We start from the raw sequence: 14,547 nt of genomic DNA, 5'->3' as shown, positions 1-14,547 counted from the left end.
TCAGTCGTCCGGCGGCAGGGACAGCGGCGGAATCGATTCGTGCAACGGGATCCGGATCCAGCGCTGGCCCGTCTCCCGGAACTCCGCCCGGGTGGAGAAACGGTACAGGTAGCTGCGGACCCGCACCCAGCGAGGCCGTTCGCCGTCGAACGGATCCATCCGCAGCAGGCGCAGGGTGGGGCGGTCGGCCTCCAGCAGCTTGGCCAGGAACGCGTAGAACCACCGCTCGTGCACGGTGCGCAGCGGCAGGAACCACATCAGCCAGTCGAGGCGAAGGTGATAGGGCGCCCACTGGCGCGGGACCCGCCGGACATCCCCGGGCTTGCCGCGGAAGCCGTACTCCCGCCACTCCGCAGTGTCGTCGGGCTCCGCGGCGAGGGTTCCTTCCACCGCGATTTCAATCCGCTGCTTCGTGACCGTGCCGAAGGCGCCGTAGGCGTTCACGAGCTGCCAGCGGTTGAAGGCGGCGTTCATCAGCTGGTAATGGGAGAGCAGGTTCTCGATCGGGCGGTAGCTGAGCACGAGCAGCAGGACGGTGCCAAAGAGCAACACCACCAGCCACGCGACCGGCGCCTGGCTGCCGACGCCGGCGGGAGCGCCGGCTCCCCAGGCCTCCGAGTGCCAGTCGAGCGGAATCGCCGGGATCACGGCATGCGCCACCGGATCACTGACCGCGGCGAAGGCGAGCAGGATCGCCATCCAGTTGAGCCAGGCGAAGTTCCCGCTCGCCACCAGCCAGAGCTGGGTGAAGACAATGATGCCCGCGGCCACGCTGGCCAGCGGCTGCGGGGCAAAGAGGAAGAACGGCACCACCAGCTGGGCGAAATGGTTGCCCAGGACTTCCATCCGGTGCCACGCCTTGGGCAGCAGGTGCGCCTGGCGGCTGAGCGGGCCGGGCATCGGCTGGGTCTCGTGGTGGTAGTACAGGGCAGTCAGGTCCCGCCACTCCCGCCCGCCCCGGATCTTGATCATGCCGGCACCGAACTCAAGACGGAACACCAGCCAGGCCAGCAGGATCAGGATGGTCCTGGGCGGGGGAGTCTGGTCGGAGCCGAGGAACGCCACGGTAAACCCGGCCTCGAGCAGCAGCATCTCCCAGCCGAAGCCATAGAACGTTTGCCCCACGTTGACTATCGACATGTACAACAGCCACAGCGCCAGGAACGCCAGCAGGGGAACCCAGGGCGGCCCAAGCTGCGGCAACCCGAAGACAAGGGAGGCGGCAATCGCCATCCCGCCCCAGCACACCGCGCGCAGCAACCGGTCCGAGTAACGCCAGCTAAACAGGGTAGGCCTGCGCAGCCGGTTGGAACCGGCCAGGAAATCCGGGACCGGCAACAGCCCACGCTCGCCGAGGAGGGCCGGGAACTGGTTGAGTGAGGAAAGGAACGCCACGAAGTACAGGGTGGCGACGCCGCGCTGCAATACCTGCCGGGCGAACTCGTACTCCGGCGCGTCCAGCCAGGCCGTCCACTCCACGATCCCCACGTTACGCCTGCGGTTCCCGGCGTCAACGTCCTGTCGCAGGCAGAACCATGCGGGCGCCGACTGCGCACTTCGCGGCAGTGTTGCGCGCCGGGACTGCCGTGACATGCCAACGCGATACTGGCCGCGGCGCAACTTGAGCACGAGCGCGGTACGGGATACTTGAATCATGCAGCCGCGCAAGATCGTCATCCTCGGGTCCACCGGTTCCATCGGCACACAGGCGATTGACGTCGTCGACGGCGCCCCGCACCTTTTCGAGGTCGTCGCCCTCAGCGCCGGCGGCGGCAACCTCGAACTCCTGGCCCGGCAGGCCGTCCACACCCGCGCCCAGGCCATCGGCGTTGCCTCCGCGGACGCCTCCGCGCTCCGGGACATGATCCACGACGCCGCCCGCGCGGCAGGGCTCCTCGGGTACAGCCCCGAACTCATCACCGGACCCGACGCCTCCACCCGGATCGCGGAAATCACCGCTGACGTCGTCCTGAACGGCATCACCGGCTCCATCGGGCTCGCCCCCACCCTGGCCGCCCTCAGATCCGGTGCCACGCTGGCCCTGGCCAACAAGGAGTCCCTGATTGTCGGCGGTTCGCTGGTCAAGGCCGCTGCCCGCGAGGGCCAGATCGTCCCGGTGGATTCGGAGCATTCGGCGATTGCCCAGTGCCTTCGCTCCGGCTCCGCAGCGGAAGTGGACCGGCTCATCCTCACGGCCTCGGGCGGGCCGTTCCGCGGCAGGACCCGGGACCAGCTCCACGATGTGTCGCCGCAGGACGCCCTGGCCCACCCCACGTGGGACATGGGCCTCATGGTCACCACCAACTCGGCAAGCCTTGTCAACAAGGGCCTGGAAGTGATCGAGGCGCACCTGCTTTTCGACATCCCGCTGGAGCGGATCGACGTCGTGGTCCACCCGCAGTCGGTGGTGCACTCCATGGTCCAGTTCGTCGACGGCTCCACGATCGCCCAGGCCTCGCCGCCGGACATGCGCCTGCCCATTGCCCTCGGTCTCGGCTGGCCGGACCGCGTCCCCGGCTCTGCCCGGGCCTGCGACTGGACCCAGGCCACCAGCTGGACCTTCGAGCCGCTGGACGCCGTGGCGTTCCCCGCCGTCGGCCTCGCCAAAGACGCCGCACGGCAGGGCAGCACCTTTCCGGCCGTGTTCAATGCCTCCAACGAGGAAGCCGTGATGGCCTTCCATGCCGGGCAGATCCGGTTCACCGACATCGTCGATACCATCGAAGCAGTCCTCAGCGAACACACAGGATCCTCCGGGCTGACGGTGGAGTCGGTACTGGATGCTGAAAGATGGGCACGCGCCCGCACCCACGAACGTTTAGCCGTCAGAAGCGTCTAGGAAGCAGCAGATCACGCACATGAGCCCCGTCCTCCTCTTCATCCTCGGTGTCGTCTTCGTGGCGATCGGCATCGCCGTGTCCATCGCCCTGCACGAAGTCGGGCACCTGCTGCCGGCCAAGCTGTTCAAGGTCCGCGTGACCAAGTACATGATCGGTTTCGGACCCACCGTCTGGTCCAGGAAGCGCGGCGAAACCGAGTACGGCCTCAAGGCCATCCCACTGGGCGGCTACGTGTCCATGATCGGGATGTACCCGCCTAACAAGGAAGACGGCACGGTCCGCACGTCGAGCACCGGCATGTTCCAGTCTCTGGCCTCCGATGCCCGCTCCCTGGCCCATGAGGAAATCGGCCCGGGCGACGAGAAGAGGGTCTTCTACCGTCTGCCGGTCTGGAGAAAGATCATCATCATGCTCGGCGGCCCTGCAATGAACCTGCTGATCGGCGTCGTGCTGACCGGGGTGCTGCTGATGGGATTCGGCGTTGCCAGCCAGACCACCACCATCGCCGACGTCTCCAAATGCCAGGTCAAGGCGGGCGAGACCGTGGACCCGAATTCCGCCGCCTGCAAGCTCACCCCCGCGGCGGCGGCCGGGCTCAAGCCGAACGACACCATTACCTCCTTCGACGGCAAGGCCGTCACCAGTTGGGATGAACTCACCGGCTGGATCCGCGCCTCGGCGGGCAAACAGGTCAGCATCACCGTGCAGCGCGGCGGCGCCACGGTCACTGCCACAGTCACGCCTGTGCTCTCCTCCCGCCCGGTGATCGGCGCCGACGGCCGGCAGGCCAAGGACGCCGGCGGGAAGCTCCAGTACCAGGATGTCGGTTTCCTCGGCATCGGCGCCCAGACGGCACTCGTCCAGCAGCCGGCGTCTGCCGTGCTGCCCATGGCGGGGGAGAACATCAAGCAGGTTGCCGGGGTGATCGTGAACCTGCCGGACCGCGTGGCCGGCGTGGCCAAGGCGGCCTTCAGCGAGGAACCCCGGGACCCCAACGGGCCCATCAGCGTGGTGGGCGTGGGCCGCGTGGCCGGCGAGGTCGCCGCCATGGAGGACGTTCCGCTGCAGTCCCGCTTCGCCGCCCTGGTAGGTCTGCTGGCCGGACTCAACTTCGCCCTGGCCATCTTCAACCTCATTCCCCTGCTGCCGCTGGACGGCGGCCATGTGGCCGGCGCGCTGTACGAGGGAGCCCGCCGCCAGGTCGCCAAGCTGTTCGGCCGTCCGGACCCCGGCGCCTTCGATATCGCCAAGATGCTCCCGGTGACCTACGTCGTGGCCGTCCTGTTGATGGGCATGGGAGCGCTGCTGATTTACGCGGACATCGTCAAACCGGTCAACCTCTTCGGGTGACGCGGCGGCCCTCGTGGCTGCGAGATGTTCCGCGAGGTTCACTGGCTTTGTCCGCGTGCTGAGCCCTGCGGTCCGGGGGCACTTTGCCGTGGTCCGGCGGCGAAATGGACGAGGGCGCCCGGCGTTTCGTGTCGAAGTGCCCCCGGATGGTGCGCGGTCAGTCCAGGCCTGTCCGCCCGGCCTCGCCTTCTCAGCCCGCTTCCGCTGATTTTCCTTCATTAGCTTATTTCGGCTGATTTTTAGTAATCAGTTGAAAATGATTGATTATTGACAATCACCTCCCTAGGCTGGGGCCATGTACGTCATGACAATCGACCAGCGCGGCAGCACGGGCGACGTCGACCGGGTCCCCGACCTCCTGAACGAATTGGGCGCGCTCTCCACCGCGGGGCGCTTTGAGCGCTCGGTGGGCGACGAGGTCCAGGGCGTCGTGGAACAGCCCGACGAGGTAGTGGAGATTGCCCTGCACGCCCTGCGCAGCGGTCGCTGGTACGTCGGGATCGGGGTGGGGGAGGTGGATCAGCCGCTGCCCGCCAGTCCGCGGGAAGGCTCCGGCCCTGCCTTCGTGGCAGCCCGGGCCGCAGTTGACCGGGCCAAGGCCGCGGCAGCCCACGTGCCGCTCGCCGTGGTCGCCGGCAGCGGACGGCGGCCTGGTGCCTGCGCCAATGCGGAGGCGGTGCTGCGGCTGATCGGACGCCTGGTCCAGGACCGGACCGTGGCGCAGTGGAAGGTGGTGGATGTGCTGCGTTCGGTGCGGGACGGACAGTCCGGCAGTTCCGGCACGCACGGCACCCAAAAAATCGCTGCGCAGAAACTCGGAATCACGGAGCAATCGGTGAGCCGCGCCGTCTTGCGCTCCGGCTGGCAGGAAGAATGGGCGGCGAGGCCGGCGGCCGCAACGCTGCTGTCCTTTGCCGACGACAGCACGGAAGGAGACCGGTGAACGCCCTCTGGATCACCCTGGCCCTGCTCACGGCCGGCTTCATCGGCTGGCCGGTCACCGCCTTGGTCTTCCGGCTCGCGCGGACCATTGACGACCGGGCCGACTCCGCGGGCGTCGCCGGCACTGGTGCCGGCGACGCTGGGGTCGTGGATCCCGCCGCAGACTCAACCGCCGACGGCGAGAGCTCCCAGCGCCCAGCGGACGGCGCCACGGTCAGCAACGCCGCCGCGCAGGCCGCCGCGGACGCTGACACGATCAGCAACGCGCGCATCCTGCGGGGCGGCGCCATTATCGGAGTACTGGAACGGTTCGCAGTGTGCCTGGCCATTCTCGCCGGCCAGCCCGTCGCCATTGCCTATGTCGTGGCCATCAAGGGCCTTGGCCGTTTCGCGGAGTTGAAGGCCACCCCGGTGGCCGCCGAGAGGTTCATCATCGGAACGCTGACGTCCCTGCTCTGGGCATCCGGCGTCGCCGCCCTGACCAAGGTCCTCTTCCTCGGCTGACCGGGCGCAGGACGGCCCCGGATGGGAACCGGGCAAACTGGGCGATAGTGTATCCATATGACTGTTTTTGCTGTGGAGTATGTGTACGACGCCGAATCTTCCGAGGTCCGCGATGCCAGCCGCCCGGCGCACCGCGCATGGACAGCGGAACTTGCCCGCGAGGGCGACCTGCTCGCGAGCGGCCCCTACGGCGATGGTGCGGGTGCGCTGCTCATCTTCAAGGCGGCCGACGAAGCGGCCCTGAATGACCTCCTGCGGCAGGACCCGTTCGCCGCCGCCGGTGCCATCTCGGGCACCCGCACCACTGTGTGGGCGCCGCTGACCGGTCTCCTGGCCGAGCACGCCGCCTAGCCCGTTCCGCCCCCGCCTTTCGATACCTCGATACCAAAAAGGGAGTCCACGTGACCTCGGTCAGCCTGGGAATGCCGTCAGCACCGCCCCCCGTCCTTGCCCCCCGCCGGAAGACGCGCCAGATCAAGGTCGGATCTGTGGGTGTCGGTTCCGACTCGCCCATCAGCGTCCAGTCCATGACCACGACGCCGACCACGGACATCAACGCCACCCTGCAGCAGATCGCTGAGCTCACCGCGTCCGGCTGCGACATCGTGCGCGTCGCCTGCCCGTCTGCCGACGACGCCGAGGCGCTGCCGATCATCGCCAAGAAGTCCCAGATCCCGGTGATCGCGGACATCCACTTCCAGCCGAAGTACGTCTTCGCCGCAATCGAGGCCGGCTGTGCCGCCGTGCGCGTGAACCCGGGTAACATCCGCAAGTTCGATGACCAGGTCAAGGAAATCGCCCGCGCCGCGAAGGACCACGGCACCTCCATCCGGATCGGCGTCAACGCCGGATCCCTGGAACCCGGCATCCTGAAGAAGTACGGCAAGGCCACCCCGGAAGCCCTCGTCGAATCCGCCGTCTGGGAAGCCTCGCTCTTTGAAGAGCACGGATTCCACGACTTCAAGATCTCCGTCAAGCACAACGACCCCGTCATCATGGTGGCCGCCTACGAGATGCTGGCTGAAAAGGGCGACTGGCCGCTGCACCTCGGCGTCACCGAGGCCGGACCGGCATTCCAGGGCACCATCAAGTCGGCCACCGCGTTTGGCGCCTTGCTCTCCCGCGGGATCGGCGACACCATCCGCGTCTCCCTCTCGGCCCCGCCGGTCGAGGAAATCAAGGTGGGCAACCAGATCCTGCAGTCGCTCAACCTGCGTCCCCGCAAACTGGAAATCGTCTCCTGCCCGTCCTGCGGCCGCGCCCAGGTGGACGTCTACACGCTCGCCGAACAGGTCACCGCAGGCCTGGAAGGTATGGAGATCCCGCTGCGCGTGGCCGTCATGGGTTGCGTCGTGAACGGTCCCGGCGAGGCCCGCGAGGCCGACCTCGGTGTCGCCTCGGGCAACGGCAAGGGCCAGATCTTCGTGAAGGGCGAGGTCATCAAGACTGTCCCCGAGGACCAGATTGTTGAGACACTGATCGAAGAAGCCATGCGTATCGCTGAAGAGATGGGGGACGCCGATGGCGAAGATGCTGTCAAGGGTAGCCCCGTGGTTAGCGTCTCGTAGGGACGGCGCCGCTCCCGGCGTCGTAGTCCGTGTCCTCGGTGGCGCGGACACCGGACAATTGCTGGCACTGGCTCATCGGGACGCCGTCGCCAATGTCTTTATCCTGTCGCACCTGGAGTCCGCGGGTACGGCATCCCCCACGGCAGGGGGCGCCAGTATCTTTGGCGTGTTCGACGGCGGCACGCTTCTCGGCGCCTGCTGGGCCGGCGCCAACCTGGTGCCGGTGCAGCTGGACCCGGACCTCGCCGGTGTCGTGGCCATGGCCGCGCACCGTTCCGGGCGCCGCTACGCTTCGATTTTTGGCCCCGCCGAGACCGTCCTGGCCCTCTATGCGGCCCTGGAGCAACTCGGCCAGTCAGCCCACGAAATCCGCGACGACCAGCCCCTGCTGACCATCCAAGGCCCGCCCGCCGTCCGGCCCGAGCCCGCGCTGGGCTTTGGCCAGTTGGCCGACTTCGACAAGATCCTGCCCGCCTGCGCCGCGATGTTCGAGGAAGAAGTGGGATACTCGCCCTACCTTGGCGGCAGGGAGTATTACAGCCGTCGCGTCAAGAGCCTCATCCGTCAGGGCCATTCGCTCGTGCACCTCAGCGCCGACGGCGAGGTGATCTTCAAGGCTGAACTGGGCGCCGTCACACCGGAAGTCACCCAGGTTCAGGGTGTCTGGATGAATCCCGAGTTCCGCGGCCTGGGCCTGAGCGCGGGCTATATGGCTGCCGTCGTCGTCCTCGCGCAGACCCTGGCGCCGGTCACCAGCTTGTACGTCAACGAGTTCAACACCAAGGCGCGCGCCACCTACGACCGTGTGGGCTTCCGCCAGGTGGGCACGTTCGCTACAGTGCTCTTCTAGCGTTCGGTCCGCCGCGGAGTTTCCACACTTTCAAGGGCAGTCGCCGGGCCCGGAAAGAAATTATCCGGTTGCAGACTCTTGATTCCCGGCCCTCTGTCACATAGGTTCTACCTAGCCGTGTCGCATAGGCGCGCACACTCCCCGGCGCAAACTCCGGGGAGGGCAACGCCTGGAGGCGACACCAAGTAGCTCACAGCCTGAGATCTGGGGGTGCTGGGGCCACGGAGCCACGCCATGACGGGATGACCAGCTGGAAACGGCCAGGGGCTTCCATCAGTCATGGCGTGGCTCTTCCACGTTCTTGCATGTCATGAGCGCTGCCGCCGCAGGGCGCTGCGGTAAGCGGGGGCCATCCGGACGGTAGATTAGTATCTAGATGCTTTTCCGGTTTTCCCGGCTATGCCCGCACTTCCCCAGAAACGGATACCCCACCTGTGGTCCTTCGACTCTCCCAGCTGTTCCTGCGCACCCTGCGCGAAGATCCCGCCGACGCCGAGGTGGCCAGCCACCGGCTCCTGGTCCGGGCCGGATACATCCGGCGGGCCGCGCCGGGCATCTACACCTGGCTGCCGCTGGGGCTGAGCGTGCTGCGCAAGGTGGAGCAGATCATCCGCGAGGAAATGTCCGCCATCGGCGCCCAGGAAGTCCACTTCCCGGCACTGCTGCCCAAGGAGCCCTACGAGGCCACCAACCGCTGGACCGAATACGGCGAGGGCATATTCCGGCTCAAGGACCGCAAGGGCAACGACTACCTGCTGGCCCCCACCCACGAGGAAATGTTCACCCTTCTGGTCAAGGACCTGTACTCCTCGTACAAGGACCTGCCGCTGAGCATCTACCAGATCCAGAACAAGTACCGCGATGAGGCGCGTCCGCGGGCGGGCCTGCTGCGCGGCCGCGAATTCATCATGAAGGACTCCTACTCCTTCGACGTCGACGACGCCGGCCTGGACGCCAGCTATGCGGCGCACCGCGGCGCGTACCTGAAGATCTTCGAGCGTCTCGGCCTTGAGGTCATTCCCGTCGCTGCCACCGCCGGCGCCATGGGCGGGTCCAAGAGCGAGGAATTCCTGCACCCCACCGAGATCGGCGAGGACACCTTCGTGCGTTCCGCCGGCGGCTACGCAGCCAACGTCGAGGCCGTCACCACCGTGGTCCCCGCGGAGATCGACTTCAGCAACGCCCCGGCCGCGGAAGTCCGGGACACCCCGGATACGCCCACCATCGACACCCTCGTGGATGCCGCCAACGTGCTGGTTCCGCGCAGCGAGGCCGACGGCGGCGCGTGGACGGCCGCGGATACGCTCAAGAACGTCGTGCTCGCCGTGACGCTGCCGACCGGCGAACGCCAGATCGTCGTCATCGGCGTGCCCGGTGACCGCGGCGTCGACCTCAAACGCGTCGAAGCCAACATCGGTGCGTTCCTGCCCATCGCCGGTGAGATCACCCTTGAGGCCGCCGGCGAGGAAGACCTCAAGAAGCAGCCGCTCATCGTCAAGGGCTACCTTGGCCCCGGCCTGTCCCTCGAGGCCCCGCTGCTCGGCACCGAGGGTGCCGCAAAACTGCTCTACCTCGTGGATCCCCGTGTCGTCAGCGGTACGGCCTGGGTAACCGGCGCCAATGAGGCCGGCAAGCACGTCTTCGGCCTGGTCGCAGGCCGCGACTTCGGCTGGGACGGCGTCATCGAGTGCACCGAGGTGCGTGCCGGCGACGAGGCGCCCGACGGCTCCGGACCGCTCGAAACCGCCCGTGGCATCGAAATGGGCCACATCTTCCAGCTGGGCCGGAAGTACGCCGAGGCACTGGACCTGAAGGTCCTGGACCAGAACGGCAAGCAGGTCGTGGTGACCATGGGCTCCTACGGTGTCGGCGTGACGCGTGCCGTCGCGGCCCTCGCCGAATCCAACCACGATGACAAGGGCCTGGTCTGGCCGCGCTCCGTCGCCCCGGCCGATGTCCATGTGGTGGCCGTGGGCCGCGGCGAGGAAATCTTCGCGGCCGCGGAAAAGCTGGCCTTGGAGCTTGAAGCCGCCGGCCTCGACGTCATCTACGACGACCGTCCCAAGGTATCCCCGGGCGTGAAGTTCGGCGACGCCGAACTCGTCGGCGTGCCGACCATCCTCGCCGTCGGGCGGGGACTCGTGGACGGCGTCGTGGAGATCAAGGACCGCCGCAGCGGCAATGCCGAAAACGTGGCCGTTGACAAGGCTGTTGACTACGTGGTCAACGCCGTCCGCAACAGCTGACGCCGCGTAGGTAGTGGTCTCAGGACTCGAGTCGATCCAGCTCGGTACCGTCATCCTGATCGTCGTGGCGGGTCTGGCGGCGGGCTGGGTCGACGCCGTCGTGGGGGGCGGCGGTCTCATCCAGCTTCCGGCCATGCTGCTGGTACCGGGCATCAGCCCGGTGCAGGCGCTGGCCACGAACAAGATGGGCTCCATCTTCGGCACCACCACGAGCGCTGTCACGTACTACCGCCGCGTCCGACCCGATTTGCGCACCGCCCTGCCCATGGCGGTGATCGCGATGGCGGGCAGCTACGGCGGTGCGGTGCTGGCCGCCAACCTGCCGGCAAGCGTATTCAAGCCGATCATCGTGGCGGCGCTGATCGCCGTCGCGCTGTTCACCGCCTTCCGGCCCAACGTCGGTGAGCTGACCAGGCTGCGCCATTCGGGGCACCGGCACTATGTGGTGGCCTGCCTGATCGGCGGCGTGATCGGCTTCTATGACGGGCTGATCGGTCCGGGCACCGGCTCCTTCCTGATCATCGCGCTGGTCTCCGCCATGGGCTACGCCTTCCTGGAAGCCAGCGCCAAGGCCAAGATCGTGAACATGGCCACGAACGCCGGCGCCCTGCTGTTCTTTGTGCCGCACGGTGCCGTGCTGTGGGGACTCGGGTTGCTCCTGGGCATGGCAAACATGGCCGGCGGCTACATCGGAGCCCGGACAGCCGTCAAACAGGGGAACAAATTCATCCGGATCGTGTTCCTTGCCGTGGTCGGAGCGCTGATCGTCAAGCTCGGTTCGGATGTCTGGCAGGACAACTTCGCCTAGCACCCACGCCCGCGCACGCCTGCGCGCGGGCCCGCACGCGGGAGCCCCCTCCCGCGGGGGACTCCCGGTCCGGTGGCCCCGGGCGTAGCATGCAGCTATGTCAGCAGGCGAGGAACGCTATCGGGATGCCCTCGAGGCCGCGGCCGGGCACGCACGCCAGTGGCTCGAGAGCCAGGGAACACGCCGAATCGGGCCGCAGGCCACTGCGGCCGAGCTCGCGGCCGATTTCGGCGGCCCGCTGCCCGAACAGGGCATCCCGGCCGCAGAAGTGGTGGACTATCTCGCGGCCAAGGCCGAACCGGGGCTGATGGCGATGCCGTCCGGGCGGTTCTTCGGCTGGGTCATCGGCGGCACTTTGCCGGCCGCGCTGGCGGCGGACTGGCTGGTCAGTGCCTGGGACCAGAACGCGGGGCTGCGCTTCGCCACCCCCGCCACGGCCGCCATCGAAGAAGCCGCCGGCAAATGGATCCTTGAGCTTCTGGGCCTTCCCGAAGAGTCCGACGTCGGCTTTGCAACCGGCGCCACCATGGCCAACTTCACCGGGCTCGCCGCCGCCCGGTGGCGGCTCATGGCCGACGCCGGCTGGGACCTCGACGGCGACGGGCTCGCCGGTGCGCCCCGGATCCGCTGCTTCGTGGGGCAGGAACGGCACGACACAATCGACCTCGGCCTGCGCTACCTGGGCTTGGGACGTCCCACAGTGGTGCCGTCGGACCGCCAAGGACGCATCATCCCGGCGGAGCTGGATTGCGCCCTGGACCTTGCGCTCAGCGCGGGGGAGGGCGGTCCGGTCCCGGCCCTCGTGTGCCTGCAGGCCGGCAACCTGCATTCGGGCGCCTTCGACCCCTTCGCCGAGGCTATTGCCGTCGCAAAAGCGCATGGCGCCTGGGTGCACGTGGACGGCGCCTTCGGGCTCTGGGCTGCGGCCGTGCCGGAACTATCCGCACTGACTGCCGGGCTCCGGCTGGCCGACTCGTGGGGGACGGATGCGCACAAGACCCTCAACGTGCCCTATGACTGCGGGATCGCGATCGTGCGCGACGCCCGGGCGCTGCGTTCGGCGATGGGACTGCACACGAGCTACCTGATCCAGGCCGCGGACGGTGCCGGGGACCCGTTCGAGAGCGTCCCTGAGCTGTCCCGCCGTGCGCGCGGCGTGCCGGTGTGGGCTGCGCTGAAATCGCTGGGCCGCGACGGCGTCGCCGGCCAGGTCCGCACGCTCGTGCTGCGGGCCGCGCAACTAGCGGAACAGCTTGCCGCGCTGGAGGGCGTCGAGGTACTCAACGACGTCGACTACACCCAGGTTTCCCTGGCCTTCGGGGACGACGCCGTGACACGCGCAGTGACGGAGCGGATCATCAGCGACGGCCGGGTCTGGATGTCCGGTTCGCGCTGGCAGGACCGCGATATCCTGAGGATTTCGGTGAGCAACTGGAGCACGGACGACGCCGACGTCAGAGTCGCCGTCGACGCCGTCCGCGACGCACTGGCGGCCGTCCGGGGCTAACCGGCCGCCGTTCCGGCTGCTTCCCCGGGCACTTCTCCAGGCCCTTCCCCACGCGCTTCTCCGGGGGCTGGGAGCTCCTGTGGAGCGGGGAGCCCGGGAAGGGTCCGGCCCGCCAGCGTGCTCGCCACCCACAGCGAACGCGCCAGATCGCCTTCATGATGTCGCTTAGAGGCATACCAGAGGGCGTTATCGACCTCGCGCGCCAGGCTCCACTGCCGGGCGGCTTCGGCGTCGAGACCGGCTGCCTGGCTGAAATCCCGGCAGCGCGCGAGCAGCGCCCGTCCCGGATCCTTCTGCGGTAACTCCCGGAGCCTGTTCCATAACACCGGGGCCACGGAATACTCCGCCTCGCCGATCATGGGCTGCGGATCGATCGCGGCGTAACGCTCCGCTAGCCCTGCCGGTCCCTCCTGCCCGATGCCGGCCTCCGGGATGCCGGACCGGCCCAGAATGTTCAGGTAGTGCAGGTCCGCATGGACCAGCACGTCCGTGCCGGACCGCCTGCCCACGGCGCCGCGCGTCTGGCAGACCTCAAGCGCTGCTTCGAGCAGCCAGCGGGGGAACGGCTGCGCCAAGTGCTCCCACGTCTCGGGGAATTCATCGCGCCACTGTTCGGCCCGCGCCGCCACGTGGTCGATTTCCTGCCACTCGGGCCGATCATCGGGGACGACGCTCAGTTCGCGGACCACCGCGCCCCACACCGGCACCGCGGTTTCGAGCGGGACGTTCTGGAGGGAGCGGCCGGCGTCCAGCCGCTCCAGGAGCAGGGCGCAGGATCCGGCGTCGGCGGCCAGCAACCGGACGGCGCCGCGGCCTCCCCACAACGCGAGGGCGTGGCGTTCCCTCGTGGCTTCCTCATGAGGGAAAGCCATCTTGAGGACGGCATCATTGCCGGCATGGCCGGCGTTGCCATTGCCAGTGGACTCATGCCCGTGCCGGCGCCGCACGGGGATGGCGACGGCGCCGTGACCGCTCCAGGGCAGGGCGCCCGGCGCCAGGTCCGGCACAAGCTCCCACTGGTCCAGACGTTGTCCGATCAGCCCGGGACGGGATGCCAGCCAGTCGCGTCCGGCAGCCGTGCGGTTGTAGCGGCGGGAAAGATCGGGCGGAATGGGGACGTCTGGGATCGGGCTCACGGGACCTATCGTAGATGCCCGGCGTGGGGCTCCGGACGTGGGGCCCGGGGATTAGACGACGCCGCTCGCGCCGAGCCAGTTGCCGATCACGAATGTGGCCACGAGTGCCAAGGCACCGCCAATCACCACGCGGACGGCTGCCTTGAGTTTCGAGCCGCCGCCGATCCACGCGCCCACAGCACCGGTGGCCGCCAGCGCCACAAGCACGGCCACGAAGGTCAGCGGGATCCTGATGCTTTCCGGCGGCAGCAGGATGGCCAGCATGGGAAGGATCGCGCCGGCCAGAAATGCGATGGCAGAGGCGAAGGCCGCATGCCACGGGCTGACGATGTCTGTCTCATCGATGTGGAGTTCGGCTGAGAGGTGGGCGCCAAGGGCATCGTGGGCCGTGAGCTCCCTGGCTACCGTGCGTGCCGTCTCGGAGCTGAGGCCCTTGCCCTGGTAGATCGCGGCGAGCTCTTCGAGTTCCTCCTCCGGCTGTTCCTCCAGCTCCCGGCGTTCCTTCTCGATCAAGGCATGCTGGCTGTCTTTCTGGCTGCTGACGGAAACGTATTCACCGAGGGCCATCGAGATCGCACCGCCCACGACTCCCGCGGCGCCCGCGATCAGGATCGGCCCGGTTTCAGTCGTGGCGCCGGCGACGCCGACGACGATAGCGGCGACGGAGACGATGCCGTCGTTGGCTCCCAGGACACCCGCACGGAGCCAGTTCAGCCGGTGCGCTATGTCGTTGTGGTGGGGCTCGTTCTCATGAAGGGTCGGGGTGCCTGTCGTGTCCATGACTACAGCAAATCAC

The 14,547-nt window shown here is 67.9% G+C and carries 13 protein-coding genes; 10 read left to right on the top strand and 3 right to left on the bottom strand.

All coding sequences use genetic code 11. The features are described 5' to 3' along the window. Entirely contained in the window at positions 1-1,479 is a 1,479-nt protein-coding gene (locus ABD243_RS07385) for a lipase maturation factor family protein (protein WP_344363843.1), read from the bottom strand. A 175-nt stretch (positions 1,480-1,654) separates the two neighbouring features. On the opposite strand from ABD243_RS07385, the gene dxr reads away from it, so the two are divergent. The 10 genes from dxr (at position 1,655) to ABD243_RS07335 (ending at position 12,615) form a co-directional block, all read left to right on the top strand. Then, positions 1,655-2,839 carry a 1-deoxy-D-xylulose-5-phosphate reductoisomerase gene (gene dxr / locus ABD243_RS07380; RefSeq protein ID WP_344363841.1) on the top strand — a complete coding sequence of 395 codons (1,185 nt, stop codon included), beginning with the start codon at positions 1,655-1,657 and terminating at the stop codon, positions 2,837-2,839. A gap of 19 nt (positions 2,840-2,858) precedes the next feature. Beyond that, entirely contained in the window at positions 2,859-4,190 is a 1,332-nt protein-coding gene (locus ABD243_RS07375) for a M50 family metallopeptidase (RefSeq protein WP_344363837.1), read from the top strand. Between the two features lie 295 nt (positions 4,191-4,485). After that, a complete protein-coding gene (locus tag ABD243_RS07370) occupies positions 4,486-5,133 on the top strand; it encodes a MarR family transcriptional regulator (protein WP_344363834.1) in 648 nt (215 codons plus the stop codon). Continuing rightward, on the top strand, positions 5,130-5,636 hold the full coding sequence (locus ABD243_RS07365) for a hypothetical protein (protein WP_344363832.1): 507 nt from the start codon (positions 5,130-5,132) through the stop codon (positions 5,634-5,636). The genes ABD243_RS07370 and ABD243_RS07365 overlap by 4 nt, the downstream gene beginning before the upstream one ends. A gap of 57 nt (positions 5,637-5,693) precedes the next feature. Continuing rightward, positions 5,694-5,987: a YciI family protein gene (locus tag ABD243_RS07360; protein ID WP_091249712.1), complete on the top strand. Its 294-nt coding sequence runs from the start codon at positions 5,694-5,696 to the stop codon at positions 5,985-5,987. 50 nt (positions 5,988-6,037) lie between these two features. Further along, positions 6,038-7,204, top strand: coding sequence for a flavodoxin-dependent (E)-4-hydroxy-3-methylbut-2-enyl-diphosphate synthase (gene ispG, locus ABD243_RS07355; protein ID WP_091249715.1), 1,167 nt, complete (start codon positions 6,038-6,040; stop codon positions 7,202-7,204). Continuing rightward, a complete protein-coding gene (locus ABD243_RS07350) occupies positions 7,158-8,054 on the top strand; it encodes a GNAT family N-acetyltransferase (RefSeq protein ID WP_425547150.1) in 897 nt (298 codons plus the stop codon). Before ispG ends, ABD243_RS07350 begins: the two co-directional genes overlap by 47 nt. Positions 8,055-8,488: 434 nt before the next feature. Beyond that, complete coding sequence (locus tag ABD243_RS07345) at positions 8,489-10,300, top strand: proline--tRNA ligase (protein ID WP_091249718.1); 1,812 nt, start codon at positions 8,489-8,491, stop codon at positions 10,298-10,300. A 13-nt stretch (positions 10,301-10,313) separates the two neighbouring features. Next, positions 10,314-11,108, top strand: a complete 795-nt coding sequence (locus ABD243_RS07340) for a sulfite exporter TauE/SafE family protein (RefSeq protein ID WP_344363828.1) — start codon at positions 10,314-10,316, stop codon at positions 11,106-11,108. Positions 11,109-11,205: 97 nt separating this feature from the next. After that, entirely contained in the window at positions 11,206-12,615 is a 1,410-nt protein-coding gene (locus ABD243_RS07335; protein WP_344363825.1) for a pyridoxal phosphate-dependent decarboxylase family protein, read from the top strand. Here ABD243_RS07335 and ABD243_RS07330 read toward each other — a convergent pair. Both ABD243_RS07330 and ABD243_RS07325 read right to left on the bottom strand, forming a co-directional pair. Then, a complete protein-coding gene (locus tag ABD243_RS07330; RefSeq protein ID WP_344363822.1) occupies positions 12,612-13,751 on the bottom strand; it encodes an aminoglycoside phosphotransferase family protein in 1,140 nt (379 codons plus the stop codon). The two genes, ABD243_RS07335 and ABD243_RS07330, sit on opposite strands and share 4 nt — an antisense overlap. Positions 13,752-13,802: 51 nt before the next feature. Then, positions 13,803-14,531, bottom strand: a complete 729-nt coding sequence (locus ABD243_RS07325) for a VIT1/CCC1 transporter family protein (protein ID WP_116768786.1) — start codon at positions 14,529-14,531, stop codon at positions 13,803-13,805. Positions 14,532-14,547 lie beyond the last annotated feature (16 nt).

The organism is Arthrobacter humicola (assembly GCF_039531445.1).
Lineage (GTDB): Bacteria > Actinomycetota > Actinomycetes > Actinomycetales > Micrococcaceae > Arthrobacter > Arthrobacter humicola.
The sequence above is the reverse complement of the archived record's forward strand: the minus strand, read 5'-3'. Positions and strand labels throughout refer to the sequence as shown.